This is a genomic window from Pontibacter sp. MBLB2868 (genome assembly GCF_051904785.1).
GTDB lineage: Bacteria > Bacteroidota > Bacteroidia > Cytophagales > Hymenobacteraceae > Pontibacter.
The window spans coordinates 379,865-395,851 of the sequence record NZ_CP196710.1 but is presented as its reverse complement, the minus strand read 5'-3'; the positions used below and the strand labels follow the sequence as shown (position 1 = coordinate 395,851).

Here is a 15,987-nt window from a genome sequence, read left to right as displayed (position 1 = left end):
TACATATAAATACTTAGGTGCAAAATTTTACCCGTATACTTCTATACCCTTTACTGTTTCTGCAACACAATAATGTATTAATCACTTTTTATTTTAATCCAGACGCATATCCTGCTCACAATGTATTCAGCGGCAGGAACACGAATTTACCTAATTCCGCCCTTTATATTGCTGCATAAGTTTACCCTGCTTTGCTACCCTACTAAGTTTTTATAATTAGAAATAAACTCATACTTATGGAAACATCAACTAATCAATTACCAAGAGTAAGTAGAAAAGGTAAACTGCATCTGCTAACTTATTACCAGAAAAAATTTGTTAGTAGGTTATCCTCCAAGGGTGTTATAGCTGCTTTTTTATGTTTGCTGCTCTTATTAACGCAATGCCAGCCTATAGTAGAAGAAGACCCTCAACCACTGAATGACAATGTAACCAGCCAGCAATCAGTAATGCCGCTTAATGGTTCAGTACAATGTATACCAGGCATGTTAGATGGAGCTATTACCTTAATCTGTGTACCTGAAAACTGGAATGGTGAGTTGATCATGTATGCCCGCGGTTATACTCCTGCATTTGTGCCCCTGAGCATTGCAGAAGAAGTTGAGATGTATGCTCCTCTTTTCACCAGCCTTGGTTATGCCTTCGCTACTAGCAGCTACAGCCAGAATGGCCTGGCGATTCAAACCGGCATACAAGACATGATCAACCTTCGGAATTATTTTATTGAGAACTATGGAGCCCCAAAAGAGATCTACCTGACAGGAGCTTCGGAGGGAGGCCTTGTTACTACACTTGCTATAGAACGATACCCGGAACTGTGGAGCGGAGGCTTGTCTTTATGCGGCCCTTGTGGCGACTTTCAAAGGCAGATCAACTATTATGGCAACTTCAGGGTTTTGTTTGATTACTTCTTCCCGGGAGTGCTTCCGGGCAGCTTAGTAAATGTTCCTGCTGATATGATCACAGACTGGGAAACAGTTTATGTACCTAGAATAATTGCTGCCATCAGCCAAGACCCATCTAAAACATTAACTTTCCTGAACGTTGTCCAAGCCCCCTATGACCCTAATAATTTCAGCACTGTTGCAAACACTTTTACTGACGTACTTCGTTACAACCTGTTTGTACAAGATGCTATCATAAAGCTTGGCGGCTTACCATTCGACAACACCGACTACGTTTATACCGGTACAGGTAGTGTTAGTGGCGATATTCAGTTGAATGAGGAGGTGCAGCGCTATGCAGCAGATAAGGAAGCACTCAAAACCATAAAGAAAGAATACGAGACACAAGGTATCTTTAAAAAGCCACTGGTAAAGGCACACACAACCGGCGACCCAATCGCCCTGATCTGGAACCTGGCTTTATACCAGGAAAAAGTGCCTATTGGCAAAAGCAGCCTGTTTGCAGCCTTCCCGGTACAACGCTATGGTCATTGTAACTTTGAGCCAAGTGAAGCTGTAGCATTTTTTACCGCACTACTGCAAAAAGTGGAAGCCCAAAAGCAACACCCGTTAGCAAAACAAAAAGGGCTGGCTGCGGCACAATAAAGTCCAAATTAGTTACTTAGCAACTGACTGTTTGTAAAAGAAGCTCCTGATCTGATAATTGCATGACAGCAATTATCAGATCAGGAGCTTCTTTTATTTATTAACTCTATAGTGCATCTTTCCAGTACTTGTTTGTACTGCATGTTTAAACTATTACAGCATGGCAAATAACTGCCTGCTGCACCATATAGCTTATGTTATCAATTTAACATATCAACCAGTTGAATCTTACTGGCATAGGGTTCCAGCGCTTTACTGCTGTTAAAGCCTCTTATCAAACCAATGATGTTTGTTTCAGGATTTGACCATATTTCGGCAAAAAAATTGCCAATACAGTATAGCTCAATGCGATATCCCCTCCTGCCCCTTCGAGCAATAAAAGTGCCGTGTTCCCAGACTATTTCCAGTCTTCCAGCTAAGGTGTGGGTGTTGAATAGGGTGAGGTTCATACCTTAGTTTACGAAATTGCATAGAAAACAGATAAACTTTAACCTCCCCGCTTCAGAAGTTGAAAGTTAAAGCGTCCTGTGTAAGTAAAAGCGAAAGCCTAATTGCGCCAGGTACACCTCTGTGGCTAAACTTCATACATTCAGGAGCGTTTATAGCAGGGAATCTAACCCCACACATCAGGGAAATACTTGTAAATGATAAACATCAAAAGCTTTGCCTCAAATGCCTGGGATATACTAAAAGAAACAAAAGAGAATTTTCAGCAAGGCGAACCCATTGTTTTCAGCGCTGCCATCGCATTTTTCACCATCTTTTCCTTGCCGGCTATCTCAATTGTCGTTACCCTGATAGCGTCACTGTTCTTTTCAGAAGCAGCAGTCAGGGCAAAGCTAGTCGGAAACGTAGCTGGCATGATCAGTGCAAAAGCCGGGCAGCAGGTAAACACGGTGCTCGAGAACGTGGTGAACATGCCCACCGATTTCTGGAGCATGCTGTTGGGGATAGTAGTAGTCGTGCAGAGTGCTTCTATCATGTTTTTCATTATTCAGAAGGCGCTAAACTCTGTCTGGCATGTTAGGGTAAAGAAAGGCGTTAGCATCCGAAAGCTTGCCAAACACAGGCTTGGGGCGATTGCCATAGTGGCCGGGCTTGGACTTTTGCTTATCATAAGCTTGATGCTCGATTTTATTATCGCCTTCTTTAAAGAGGAACTGGTAAACCTGATGGAAGATTATTTCACGCCGGCAGTACGGGTTGTAAACACACTGTTCTACCTGTCAGTCGTTTTCCTTTTCTTCACAACCATACACAAGATCTTACCAGATGTGAAAGTTACCTGGAAAGATGCCCTGGCGGGAGGAGGAATTACCTCTATCCTGTTCCTGATCGGCAAACAGGTAATCAATTTTGCTTTAACCAGTGTAAAACTAATTGGCATTTATGCAGCTGCTGGCTCTCTGGTAGTGGTTTTATTGTGGGTATTTTACTCCTCAATAATTTTTATGCTGGGCGCTGAAGTAACAAAAGCGTATGCAAATAAACATGGCAGACAAGGCGAACCATCGTCTATAGCAGTGAAGTACAATAACATAATTGATGATAAAGTATAACCCGCACCTTCTCCAACTTTATACCTGATAACAATGGACCGCCCGAAGCTTATCAAGCAGCTAACAGACCAAAATCTAACCTGGGACATACTGGTAATTGGTGGTGGCGCAACAGGACTTGGCATTGCCATGGATGCAGCCATCAGGGGCTACAAAACCATTCTGTTAGAGCAATCTGACTTTGCAAAGGGTACATCGAGCAGAAGCACTAAACTGATACATGGCGGTGTGCGGTACCTGGCACAGGGGCACGTGAAGCTGGTATTGGAAGCCCTTAAAGAACGTGGGCTACTTTTACAGAATGCAGGTCATGTGGTGAAGAAGAAAACCTTTATCATACCGGTGTATACCTGGTGGAAAACCATCTATTACCTGGCAGGCCTCAAGTTATACGACCTACTGGCCGGGAAATGGAGTTTCGGAGCTTCCGGATTTTTAAGCAAAACAGAAACGTTGTCGGCTTTGCCTACTATCAAAGCAAAAGGCCTGAAAGGAGGCATACGCTACTATGACAGCCAGTTTGATGATTCCCGCCTCGCCATTAACCTGGCCCGGACTGCCGTAGAAAATGGAGCCTGCGTGTTAAACTACATACAGGTCACTGATCTGTTAAAGGATGCAAATGGAAAGATTAATGGGGTAACTGCACTTGACCTGGAAAACAACAAAATGTTTCAAATCAAGGCTACTGCAGTTATAAATGCAACCGGGGTTTTCGTAGATTCCATCCTCCGGATGGAGCAGCACGGCGCGAAGCCTCTGGTACAACCCAGCCAGGGAGCACACGTGGTGCTAAGCGCTTCTTTCCTGCCCGGAAATCAAGCCTTACTAATACCTGAAACCAAGGATAACCGGGTACTGTTTGCAGTGCCATGGTATGGCCATGTGCTGGCAGGCACAACAGACGTTTTACGAAAAAAAGCAGAACTGGAGCCGAAGGCCCTGGAGCAGGAGATAACGTTTATATTAGATACTGCAGGCGATTACCTGACCACAAAACCCACCCGGGAAGATATACGCGCTGTTTTCGCCGGGCTCAGGCCATTAGCCGCACACCAGGGCAATGCGCAGTCTACCAAAGATATTTCGCGCAATTACAAGATCGTTGTCTCATCAGCAGGGCTAATTACAGTGACAGGTGGTAAATGGACGATCTTCCGGAAAATGGCTGAAGACACCCTGGCAGTGACAATTAAAACGCATCAGCTTACTGCTTCGCCCTGTCGCACCGAACATTACCCTGTACATGGCAACACCTTAGCCTCAGATTCAGATGATCCGCTTTCCATCTACGGGACCGATGCAGTAGTAATCAAACAACTTATACTTACTCAACCAGAATTAAGCGAAAAGCTGCACCCTGCCTTTAACTATTGCCTGGCAGAAGTTGTTTGGGCTGTCCGTCATGAAATGGCCCGTACCGTTGAGGATGTACTGGCAAGGCGGCTGCGCATGCTGTTTCTGGATGCGCGTGCCGCAATCGAGACTGCACCGGTAGTTGCGCGTATCCTGGCATCCGAACTAGCCAGGGACCAGGCATGGGAGCTGCAGCAAATATCAGCGTTTGAACGACTGGCCATGGGCTACCTGGCACCGCTTGCAACAAAGAAGGAAAGCAACTTCCAGGCTTAAGCATCAGAAAGATCTGCTGTGAAAGGTTTGCAAAAAGGGATGTCAATAACCCCAGACACCCTGTAACGACAAGGCAGGCGGGTAAGTTTGGCTGGTTTTTTGTAACTTGTCACCTGAACAATCATCAACCTAGTCTGATAAAGGCTATTTTACTCACTATACTTTATATGGGAAACCAGATTATTACAGCAGGCAAAAAATCAGGATTGCTTGCTTTACTGGCATTAGCCAGTTGTACTTCTGTGCAAACGCAGGAGAACTCAACCAAAACACAGGCAGCAGTAGTACAGAAGCAGGCGGAGACCAACCCGCTACTGACTAAATGGACCGGCCCTTACGGTGGTATTCCTGCTTTTGACAAAATGAAGCTGGCTGACCTGAAGCCTGCCATTGAAAGAGGCATGGAGCTACAGTTAGCTGAAATAGACGCCATTGCGAACAACCCTGCCCCTGCTACTTTCGAGAACACTATTGAAGCTCTGGAAAAAGCAGGAGAAGAGTTGAACCGTGCCTTCACGTACTATAGCATCTGGAGTAGCAACATGTCAACCCCAGAGTTCAGGACCATTCAGGCAGAACTGGCTCCAAAGATTTCTGATTTCGACTCTAAGATCTCACAGAACGAGAAACTATTCCAGCGTATTAAAACGGTATACCAAAATGCTCAGAAAAATCCGCTCCCTGCAGATCAGCAGCGTGTTGTGCAGTTGGTGTACGAAGGCTTCGCCATGGAAGGCGCTGACCTTGATAATACAGCTAAAGAGCGCTATGCGGCAATTAACAAAGAGCTTTCATCGCTTTATACTTCTTTCTCAAACAACATCCTGGCAGACGAGGAAAAATATGTTACTTACCTGACCAAGGACCAGTTGAGCGGTTTACCTGAGTCGTTTGTGAAGGCCGCCGCCAAAGCTGCCGCTGACCGCGGACAAGCAGGCAAGTATGCCGTAACTAACACACGTTCGTCCATGGATCAGTTCCTGACCTATTCTGACGAAAGATCACTGAGAGAGAAAGTATGGAATACCTACTACTCCCGCGGCGACAACGGCGATGCCTCTGACAACAACGCTAACATTGCCAGGATTCTTCAGCTGCGCAACGAGCGTGTGAAGCTAATGGGGTATGATAATTATGCTGACTGGCGGTTACAGAACAGAATGGCAAAAACACCTGAACGCGCCATGGATCTAATGAATGCCGTTTGGCCGGCTGCTATCGCCAGGGTAAAAGAAGAGGTAGCAGACATGCAGGCCGTAGCCGATGCCAGTGGTAAAAAGATCACGATCAAGCCTTGGGATTACCGATATTATGCCGAAAAGGTACGCAAGCAAAAGTATGACCTCGACTCTGATGAGGTAAAGCAATACCTGGAGCTAAACAACCTGACACAGGCGCTTTTCTTTACTGCCGGTGAACTGTTCAATTTTAAATTCACACCGGTGCCAGCAGGCTCTGTGCCTGTTTACCAGGAAGATGTAAAGGTTTGGGAAGTAACCGATAAGACAACCGGTGAGCACATCGGCTTATGGTATCTTGATCCGTTTGCACGCCAGGGTAAAAGATCAGGTGCGTGGGCGTCGCCTTACCGTAGCCACACCACTTTTAACGGGAAGCAAACTGTGCTGGCTTCAAATAACTCAAACTTCATAAAGCCTGCCCCCGGTGAACCAGTTCTGGTGTCATGGGATGATGCAATTACTTTTTTCCATGAGTTTGGCCATGCACTGCACTTTCTGTCATCTAACGTAAAGTACCCAACCCTGAACAGCGGCGTGAGAGACTATACAGAGTTTCATTCCCAGCTTTTAGAGCGTTGGTTATCTACTGACAAAGTTATTAACCAGTTCCTGAAACACCATAAAACCGGAGAAGTGATGCCGGCTTCTCTGGTAGCAAAAATCAAGAATGCATCTACATTCAATCAAGGTTTTGCTACTACCGAATACCTTGCTTCTGCCCTTATGGACATGAAGTTCCACCTCGCTGATCCTGCAGGAATAGATCCTGACAAGTTTGAGAGGGAAACACTCGAAAAGCTGAACATGCCGAATGAGATCGTGATGCGTCATCGTTCACCACAATTCGGGCACGTATTCTCGGGTGAGGGGTATGCAACAGCTTACTATGGTTATATGTGGGCCGATGTGTTAACTGCCGATGCAGCCGAGGCTTTTGAGGAAGCACCTGGCGGGTTTTACGACAAAGAGGTGGCAGCCAGATTAGTGAAATACTTATTTGCTCCAAGAAACTCTATGGACCCAGCTGAGGCTTACAGGAAATTCCGTGGACGCGATGCCAAAATAGATGCCCTGATGCGTGACCGTGGGTTCCCGGTTACTACAAATACGTCGAATAAAAAATAGGCTACCCGTATTGCCCTCTATAAACAACAAGGCCCGCACTCGTAGCGGGCCTTGTTGTTTAATAAATTATTCGTTCACTTAGTTTTAGTTGGGAGAATAGCACTTAAACATTGCAACTGGTGAATATTCGCATATTCATGAGAGATTATTGTCTAAACCGGCAAATTCCTGCACAATCTTATATGTTACCTTTTGCAGTATTGTGTTACAGGACAAAAGCAATTTGCAATTAAAAAGTCCTTACCTATTAGCTTATAAACCATACTTACATAACTATAATTATAGTTTAATGAAATATATTCATTATAGTACAGATATTTTTTAATAAATTAAATGTTACCAAAATGGGTTAATATTCCTGTTTTATACCACTGAGATAACGTTTATTTGGGAGAAGCTAAATGCAAAACCACTATTTTAACTCAAGGACATTAAGTTGAAAACATTTATCATAGATGATGACCCGATCAGTACCTGCCTGACAGAGATGGTTTTAAAGCTGGAGGGTTTCACTGAAAATGCTTTAACTTTTGCCTCAGCTGAAGAAGGGTTGCATTTTATAACCGAGGACCTGGGAGAGAATGTTCCGAGAGTGATTTTTCTGGACCTCAACATGCCCACCATGAATGGATGGCAGTTTTTACAGGCACTTAAACCACATGAAAACAAAATCTCAGAAGCTTGCTCCATTTACATCCTCACGTCATCAATTGATCCTTCGGAACAAACCATGGCGAAGGAATATGCAGTTGTCAGAGGATTTATTAGCAAGCCTCTGACAGAAGAGCACCTGCAAGGAATTAAGCAGGAATTAAGTCAGGCATCGTAAGCGTAACCAACCTATAGGCGTTAAAACTTCTCACCTTAAGCAAAGTCCCTATCCAAACATACTTAATACATGTAGAGCCGCTCCCAGAGCGGCTCTACATGTATTAAGTAATATTATACTTGCCTGAACCAGCTATCCATGACCTGAATAATCCGCTCCAGCTCCTGCTGGCTTATAATGTATGGTGGCATAGTATACAGGTATTTCCCAAATGGCCTTAACCATACCCCCTGCTGCACGGCAAATTCTGTAAATCCTTCTAATAACTTACTGTCACTTACTTCTATTACACCAATAGCTCCCAGTACTCTGATATCCTGTATACCATCATGCTTTATTTCGGGAAGTTGTTGTTTCAGGGCAGCCTCAATATTCGCTATTTTATCAAGGTAGTTTTCCTGCTCTATTATTTCGATACTTTTTAAAGCAACAGCACATGCCAATGGGTTTCCCATAAAAGTAGGCCCATGCATGAATGCTTTGTTATAACCTGTACCCAGAAAGCTATTGAAAATCTTTGTAGTTGTAAGCGTTGCCGCATGCCCCAGGTAGCCAGCCGTAAGGGCCTTGCCAAGCACTATGATATCCGGTATAGCCTGGGCATGGTCAGCGGCAAACAACTTACCGGTTCTGCCGAAACCTGTGGCTACTTCATCATAAATCAAAAGCACGCTATACTTGTCGCAGAGTGCTCTTGCACCTGTTAAATAGGCCGGAGAATACATTTTAAAGCCGCCGGCACACTGCACAAGCGGCTCTACAATAAAAGCAGCCAGTTCTTCGTGGTTTTCCTGTAGCAGCTGCTCAAGCCGTATCAAATCCTGCTTTACATCATCCAATGTGGCGGCAAATCCACCCGAAGGCGTTTTCATGAAAAAACCTTTGTGCAGCACATGCCCGAAAGGAATCTGAAAGTCAGAATCATCTCCTACTTCCATGGCCTTAAACGTGTCTCCGTGATAAGCATTCCTGAGCGACAGGAACTTGGATTTCTGCGTATTGCCGTGATTCACCCAGTATTGAATAGCCATTTTTAAGGCAACCTCTACCCCTACTGACCCGCTATCTGAAAAGAAAACATGGTTTAAACCCTCTGGAGTAATCTGCACCAGCTTCTCTGCCAGTTGGTGGGCGGGCTGATGATCAAGACCTCCCAGCATGACATGCGAAAACTGGTCCGCCTGCTTTACCAGGGTTTCGTTTAAAGCCGGATGATTATAGCCGTGTATGGTTGCCCACCAGGATGAAACACCATCAATTACTTTTTTACCATCTTCCAGGTATAAATTAACGCCATTGGCCTTTGTCACAGGGTAGCGGTGCTGTTGCCTGGCCATCTGGGAATAAGGATACCATAACTTCATGCTTTCAGATCTCTGTTCTTTCTATATACCACAAAGGTATAGGTAATGGCACTATCAAAGTAGAAATAGCTCTAAAGATTAGATCTATCACTTTTATTAAATACACCTGATGATCAGGTTAAGTACTGGAAAAACACGGTGCGCGTACACACTTAAAATATTTTTATCGGTAGCTCAGGTGAAAGAATCTCTCTGATTTAAGGAGAATACCCAGCAGCATAAATAGAATAAAAATAGTATCATACTTCAAAATTTACATAAATTCACATACAGATATGATATTATTTTGATTTTTGCCCAAGATTTGCTATACTTAAAGTATAGTGGTTAAGTGTCTATCATAAGAAAAACTTGCCCACTCCAGTTGAATTTATCTTTTAACCCAATCCTAAATAACAATGAAGAAAGGGACTATTGCAGCCGCAGCTCTCGTGGCATCAATGATTTTCGGACAAACTGCCTTCGCCCAGGGCACCGCAACTCCACCTGCCCAGGAGCAGCAAGACGCACTGAAATTCTCGGACGCTGAATTGAAAAAATTTATTGAAGTAAACGGCACTGTGACTGAGTTACAGAAAGAAGGTCGTCAAGCCATGGTTAGTGCAATCAAAGATGCGAACCTGACGGTAGATCGTTTTAATGCCCTGGCAAAAGCGCACAGGCAGGATCAGCTAAAGGAAGTAGCAGAGAACAAGGAAGAGATCGATGCATTTATTGCAGCCGCCAAAAGCCTGGCAGAAGTACAGCCTGAAACAAAAAAGAAAATTGAGTCGGCCATAGAAGAGGCCGATCTGACAGTAGAAAAATACGAGTCTATCATGGAGGCTTTCCAGGAAGATCCTGCCGTGGAGACAAGAATAAAAGTGTTGCTATCTGCTAAGTAAGCAGCAACCATCCATAGAAACAGCAAAAGCCCGGTTTTAACCGGGCTTTTGCTGTTTCTATGGATGGTGTTAGTGTGCGTTTCTTCGCTAAATATTGCTGCATTTGTAAGCTGTTTCTGTACTTCTTAAAGCTTATATGGCGCTATGTGTTTATCTTTAAGCTCCAATTCATTCTTATTATGCCGCTTACTAAAGTTTGCAAAGATTTTAATGCCCTTACTCCACAGGAAATGTATGCCTTGCTTCGCTTGCGTAGTGAGGTGTTTGTAGTAGAGCAGAATTGCGTTTTCCTGGACCTGGACGATAAAGACCAGGAGTGCCAGCACTTGCTGCTGTACCAGGAAAACCACCTGGCTGCATACGCCCGATTAGTTCCACCGGGTGTTTCTTACACTCAAATGTCTATTGGCAGGATAATTACCAGTCCGGCTACCAGGGGCACAGGATTAGGTAAGATACTTGTAGAAATGGCTATAGAAGAATGCTACAGGTTGTTCGGGCATGGCCCTATTAAGATCGGGGCGCAACTTTACGCCAAAAAGTTTTACGAATCCTTTGGTTTTGAGCAATCCGGCGAGGTATACGACGAAGATGGCATAGACCATATTCATATGATCAGATCATAAGTAAATGAGCGAACCATTACAACCAAATTCCAATATCCTGCTAGAACTGGTACAGATAAAAATGCCCTTTGGTAAGTATAAGGATACCGTCCTTTGTAATCTGCCGGTGTCTTACCTCGAGTGGTTCTACCGTGAGGGTTTTCCGCCAGGTAAATTAGGCATGCAGTTGGCAACCATCTACGAGATTAAAATAAACGGACTGGAGCATCTGCTGCAGCCCCTCAAAAAGAAGTATGGTACGGGTTCTAAAATACGGTAAGATATAGGACCTATTTATAATTCTAATATACCCCTAAGCCATTTCAATGCGTATGTTATACTTCATCAACTGTTTACAGCGAAGTGGCAACAACTATAAATCACGAAAAGAAATACCAGCAGTTTACCGCTGATTTAGACGGAGACGAGGCCGAACTGGCTTATGCACACCCTTCAGATTCCGTAATTGATTTCACGCACACGTTTGTACCTAAATCAGAGCGTAATAACGGCGTTGCAGAAGAACTGATGCAAACTGGGCTGGACTATGCCCGTGAGCAACAATTAAAAGTCAGAGCCACTTGCCCAGCTGTCTCAAAATATATAAACACACATCCGGAGTACCAGGATTTATTGGAATGACTTTATTATCAGGAAATAGCTTCTTCTTATATTAACTCCCTAGTCAGCTTTTTCCACCTTGTGACCACCGAACTCATTGCGAAGTGCCGCCACAACCTTACCCGAAAAAGTATCGGTTTCATAAGAGCGGTAACGCATGAGCAGCGACATGGCAATTACGGGTGTAGCCACCTGCATATCAAGCGCTGTTTCCACGGTCCATTTACCTTCGCCTGACGAATGCATAATTCCTTTGATACCGGTAAGCTCCGGATCCTTGTCAAAGGCATTCTCCACAAGTTCCATTAGCCAGCTGCGCACAACAGAACCATGGTTCCAGACGCGGGCCACCTCTTTGTAGTTCATCTCAAAGTCGCTTTTGTGCAGTACCTCAAAGCCCTCTGCAATCGCCTGCATCATGCCGTACTCCACCCCGTTATGCACCATTTTTACAAAGTGGCCACTGCCCGGTTTTCCTACGTGCAAATACCCTTTTTCCACCGACACGTCCCTGAAGATCTCCTCACAAAAAGCGAAGGCATCGGCATCGCCCCCTATCATGGTGCAGGCCCCGTTACGGGCACCTGTCAGGCCGCCACTCGTGCCGCAATCAAGCAAATAAATACCGGAGTCCTTTAGCGTTTCAGCCCTTTTAACAGAATCCTTAAAGTTGGAGTTACCACCATCAATAATAATATCCCCCTGGTTAAGAAAGGGCACCAGCTGCTCGATCACGGCATCTACAGGATTACCGGCAGGCACCATGATCCAGACCACTTTCCTGCCCGATAATTTATCCGCCACATCAGGAATAGCATAAGCCGGCGTAACCCCCTCTTTAGCTATGGAATCTATGGTTTCTTTGGCTATGTCGTAAGCCACTACTTCATGGTTGTGGTCCCTGAGATTGAGTGCCAGGTTATAGCCCATTTTACCAAGTCCGATCAGTCCTATTTGCATTGCTGTTTATTTTAAATTTGCTTAAAGGCTTTTAACTGCCTGATTGCCTACTACTATACATGCTTACTGCATTCTTACGCTTCTGGTTCAGCAGCGCCGCTTTGCTGCTGCAACTGGCTAAAGCTATCTTTCAGCTTGGGGTAAAGGGCCTCCAATAAAGTATAGTTCTGCATGTATACCTCATGTGCAGCAGGGTCAGGTGTAAACGTTTTGTGTACCGTGAACAGTTTTTCCGCATCCTCCAGTTTATCGATCATCCCTAAGGTGTGCATACCCAAAATGGCAGCTCCCAGTGCTGATGCTTCTGCTGTTCCGGTTAAGTGCACTTTTACATTAAATACATCCGCCAACATCTGAACCCATAGCTCCGAATGAGAGAAACCACCGTTGGCGTAGATCGCTTTTACCGGCTCCATTGTTTGTTCCAGCGCTTTGCCCACGCTGTACAAACCAAAAATTACTCCTTCCATCAGCGCTCTTAAAAAGTGCCCTCGGGTATGGGTATAATGGATTCCGATGAAGCATGCCCGGGCGGTGGCATTCCAGATCGGGGCCCTTTCTCCGAGCAAGTAAGGCATAAACAGTAGTCCATCCGAACCGGCAGGCACAGTTTCAGCCTCTTTGTTTAGTAAGCTGAATATGTCCTCATCCTTCTTCTTTGCGGCTTCCGCCTCTGATCCATAAAAGTTATCCCGGAACCACTGCAGCACAATGCCACCGTTATTCACTGCTCCTCCCAACACGTATTTGCCAGGTGTAAGTATATAGCTGAATATTCGTTCCTGAAGGTCGGTAACAGGTTTATCAGACATTACCCGTATTGCCCCGCTCGTCCCGACGGTAACAACAGCATCTCCCGGAAGCACGGCATCAGACCCCAGGTTTGCGAGGCAGCCATCACTTGCCCCAATTACAAAAGGCACGTTCACAGCAAGGCCAAGTTCTTGTGCAAAGCCAGGTTTCATCGTATTAAAAAGATAAGATGGCGCTACAGGTTCAGGTAATTTTCCCGGGCTTATTCCTGCTATTTCCAGCGCAGGAGCATGCCAGTTAAGGGTAAAGATGTTGAACAGCCCTGTAGCCGATGCTATGGAGTAATCTATCTTATACTCTCCGTACAACCTGTAAAAAACGTACTCTTTAATACCGATGAATTTAGCGGTAAGCTTAAACAGCATTGGTTCTTTTTCCCGGAGCCAGCAGATCTTAGGTAAAGGAGACATAGGGTGTAGCGGAGTACCGGTGTGCAGGTAGATATCGTGCCCGATCACACTCGCTTTTAACTCTGCAGCCTGTTTTGTACTCCTTGCGTCGGCCCAAATGATACATTTAGTAAGCGGCTTACCGCTTTCGTCCATCGCGATCAGGCTATGCATGGCGCTACTAAAACTCACCCCATTTAACTGATAACTACCTTCGCGGAGCAACTGTACAACTGTTTTGAGGGTGGTTAAGACAGACCGGAAAACCAGTTCAGGATCCTGCTCAGCAAAACCGGGGCTTGTGCTTACAATAGGATACTCCACAGCATACTGAAACAATGCTTTGCCCCCGCTGTTAAATGCTACAGCTTTGGTGCTGGTGGTGCCTATGTCTATGCCAATGATTGCGGGTTGTGCCATGTATTCTTCTGTTAAGCTTTACCTACGAGTCAGGGGCTGTAGAGAGTTATGGAACAGCAGGATTACAGCGTCCGAAAAAATTTGATCTGATAGGTATATGAAACTGATTTTATTGTAAGGACCTGCCTTAAAGCAGCTGTACCATCATATGTTTTGAGATCAACTGGTATAGGATTTATACTTATATTTGATCATAAAAGACGAATACCTATGAAACCTCATCTCTTATTTCTGGGATTGTGCTTCGCAGCCGTACTGCACGAAGCACCTGCACAGGAGTTAAAAGTCAATAAAAAAGTAGCGAAAGCTTTAAAGCAGGTTGAGCCCGAGGCTATTAAAGGGCACATACAATACCTGGCTGATGATCGTTTGCTCGGCCGAAAGCCCGGAACAGAAGGCTACCAGACCGCAGTAAATTATGTGGTTGATCAGTACAAGAAAATGGGCGTGAAACCGGCCGGTGAAAATGGCACCTACCTTCAGAAAGTAAACATAAGGAAGGCTTTTACCAACGAGGATGCCATTATATTGACCCAGGATAGTGCTGGTAACCAGACCATCCTGAAAAACGGCCTGGATTTCACTATTTATCCCAACCCACAAGAGAAACAGACAACTGTTGAAGCCCCGCTTGTATTTGCAGGTTACGGCATAAGTGCCCCTGACCTGAATTACGATGATTATGCCGGCATAAATGCGAATGGAAAAATTGTAGTCGTGCTGCGAGGCGCACCGGCTGAATTCCCGAATACAGTTGCCTCTTACAGCATGGATTACCAGACCATACTTAAAACCGCTGCGGATCATGGTGCAGTTGGCGTGATCATTGGCAACCCTAACCCAAAAGCAAAGGTGCCAAACCTAAGTGCTGGCGTAAACAATGTAACGCACCAGAACGGTGATAACGCTTTCTCCAGGACATATAACAAGGATATTAAGCTGTTGGCGGCCGTAAATCATGCGACCCTTTCCAGGTGGTTTCAAAATGCCGGCCTGGAACTTGATCCGATCATTGCCAGCATCAAAAATGGCAAAACCGCTTCTACCCCCCTTCCTACCAGTGTCAAAGCAAGCTATAACTCCACTTACCAGGATATTGAGAGCTATAATGTGATCGGGAAGATAGAAGGATCTGATCCGCAGCTCAAAAATGAATATGTCGTACACAGTGCCCACCTGGATCATGTTGGTATCGGAGCACCAGTAGACGGGGATTCTATTTACAATGGTGCGCATGATAATGCCTCCGGCGTGGCTAGCCTGCTTGAAATTGCCAACGTTTACGCAAAGCTTAAAAACAAGCCCAAGCGCTCTGTGTTACTGGTAATGGTAACCGCAGAAGAAATGGGGCTCTTAGGCAGCGCATACTTTGCCAACTACCCCACAGTACCAGCTCAAAGCATTGTGGCTGACATAAACACCGACATGCCTACCATCATTGCGCCGCTACTTGCAGTAGTACCTCTCGGTGCGACCAACTCAACACTGGCTCAACCTGTGGCTAAGGCAGCCGATTATTTAGGCCTTGCTGTGGAAGAAGATCCGGAGCCTGATCAGAACAGGTTTGTGCGAAGCGACCAGTACAGTTTCGTGACACAAGGAATACCTGCCCTGCACATTAAGTATGGCAACAAGACAGAGGACGGGAAAAATAACCTGGATGAACAGGTAAAGATCTGGCGCGCCAAATATTACCACAAACCTCAGGACGATATCAATGGCGTTTTTGACTTTAATGCTGGTAAAAAATACGTGCAGCTCAACTTCCTGATCGGTTACCAGATTGCGCAAAATCCTGAAAGGCCTGCCTGGAATCCCGGAGACTTTTTCGGGACAAGATTCAACAAATAAACATACAAACTCAGATAAACACCCTGCCTTGATGAGCCCAGGTCAGGGTGTTTTTGTTTTTACACCTTTTATCTTGAGTATGTCTGGTGTGGATAACATAAGCTACTTGTTGATAAAGTGCACAGGCCTAATTCGTAAACAACT

Annotated in this window: 13 protein-coding genes; 10 read left to right on the top strand and 3 right to left on the bottom strand. The window is 45.1% G+C overall.

The window, feature by feature from the left end:
- Window positions 1-236 precede the first annotated feature (236 nt).
- The 5 genes from ACSX1A_RS01695 to ACSX1A_RS01675 all read left to right on the top strand — a co-directional run bounded on the left by ACSX1A_RS01695 (window position 237) and on the right by ACSX1A_RS01675 (window position 7,936).
- Window positions 237-1,550 carry a hypothetical protein gene (locus ACSX1A_RS01695; protein WP_439881876.1) on the top strand — a complete coding sequence of 438 codons (1,314 nt, stop codon included), beginning with the start codon at window positions 237-239 and terminating at the stop codon, window positions 1,548-1,550.
- A gap of 644 nt (window positions 1,551-2,194) precedes the next feature.
- Window positions 2,195-3,109, top strand: a complete 915-nt coding sequence (locus tag ACSX1A_RS01690) for a YihY/virulence factor BrkB family protein (protein ID WP_439881875.1) — start codon at window positions 2,195-2,197, stop codon at window positions 3,107-3,109.
- 33 nt (window positions 3,110-3,142) lie between these two features.
- Window positions 3,143-4,741 (top strand): FAD-dependent oxidoreductase, encoded by a 1,599-nt coding sequence (locus ACSX1A_RS01685; protein WP_439881874.1) that lies wholly within the window; start codon window positions 3,143-3,145, stop codon window positions 4,739-4,741.
- A gap of 167 nt (window positions 4,742-4,908) precedes the next feature.
- Window positions 4,909-7,107: a M3 family metallopeptidase gene (locus ACSX1A_RS01680; protein WP_439881873.1), complete on the top strand. Its 2,199-nt coding sequence runs from the start codon at window positions 4,909-4,911 to the stop codon at window positions 7,105-7,107.
- 436 nt (window positions 7,108-7,543) lie between these two features.
- Complete coding sequence (locus ACSX1A_RS01675) at window positions 7,544-7,936, top strand: response regulator (RefSeq protein WP_439881872.1); 393 nt, start codon at window positions 7,544-7,546, stop codon at window positions 7,934-7,936.
- A gap of 113 nt (window positions 7,937-8,049) precedes the next feature.
- On the opposite strand, the gene bioA is transcribed toward ACSX1A_RS01675, so the two are convergent.
- Complete coding sequence (bioA, locus tag ACSX1A_RS01670; protein WP_439881871.1) at window positions 8,050-9,300, bottom strand: adenosylmethionine--8-amino-7-oxononanoate transaminase; 1,251 nt, start codon at window positions 9,298-9,300, stop codon at window positions 8,050-8,052.
- 398 nt (window positions 9,301-9,698) lie between these two features.
- Here bioA and ACSX1A_RS01665 point away from each other — a divergent pair, with 398 nt between their 5' ends.
- The 4 genes from ACSX1A_RS01665 to ACSX1A_RS01650 all read left to right on the top strand — a co-directional run bounded on the left by ACSX1A_RS01665 (window position 9,699) and on the right by ACSX1A_RS01650 (window position 11,431).
- On the top strand, window positions 9,699-10,184 hold the full coding sequence (locus tag ACSX1A_RS01665; RefSeq protein ID WP_439881870.1) for a DUF4168 domain-containing protein: 486 nt from the start codon (window positions 9,699-9,701) through the stop codon (window positions 10,182-10,184).
- A 179-nt stretch (window positions 10,185-10,363) separates the two neighbouring features.
- Window positions 10,364-10,810: a GNAT family N-acetyltransferase gene (locus ACSX1A_RS01660; protein ID WP_439881869.1), complete on the top strand. Its 447-nt coding sequence runs from the start codon at window positions 10,364-10,366 to the stop codon at window positions 10,808-10,810.
- 4 nt (window positions 10,811-10,814) lie between these two features.
- Window positions 10,815-11,069, top strand: a complete 255-nt coding sequence (locus ACSX1A_RS01655; RefSeq protein WP_439881868.1) for a DUF3820 family protein — start codon at window positions 10,815-10,817, stop codon at window positions 11,067-11,069.
- A gap of 83 nt (window positions 11,070-11,152) precedes the next feature.
- Window positions 11,153-11,431 carry a GNAT family N-acetyltransferase gene (locus tag ACSX1A_RS01650; RefSeq protein ID WP_439881867.1) on the top strand — a complete coding sequence of 93 codons (279 nt, stop codon included), beginning with the start codon at window positions 11,153-11,155 and terminating at the stop codon, window positions 11,429-11,431.
- Between the two features lie 39 nt (window positions 11,432-11,470).
- On the opposite strand, the gene gnd is transcribed toward ACSX1A_RS01650, so the two are convergent.
- Window positions 11,471-12,370, bottom strand: coding sequence for a phosphogluconate dehydrogenase (NAD(+)-dependent, decarboxylating) (gene gnd, locus ACSX1A_RS01645; protein ID WP_439881866.1), 900 nt, complete (start codon window positions 12,368-12,370; stop codon window positions 11,471-11,473).
- A gap of 74 nt (window positions 12,371-12,444) precedes the next feature.
- Window positions 12,445-13,992: a gluconokinase gene (locus ACSX1A_RS01640; RefSeq protein WP_439881865.1), complete on the bottom strand. Its 1,548-nt coding sequence runs from the start codon at window positions 13,990-13,992 to the stop codon at window positions 12,445-12,447.
- Window positions 13,993-14,202: 210 nt separating this feature from the next.
- On the opposite strand from ACSX1A_RS01640, the gene ACSX1A_RS01635 reads away from it, so the two are divergent.
- A complete protein-coding gene (locus ACSX1A_RS01635; protein ID WP_439881864.1) occupies window positions 14,203-15,843 on the top strand; it encodes a M28 family peptidase in 1,641 nt (546 codons plus the stop codon).
- Window positions 15,844-15,987: the final 144 nt, after the last annotated feature.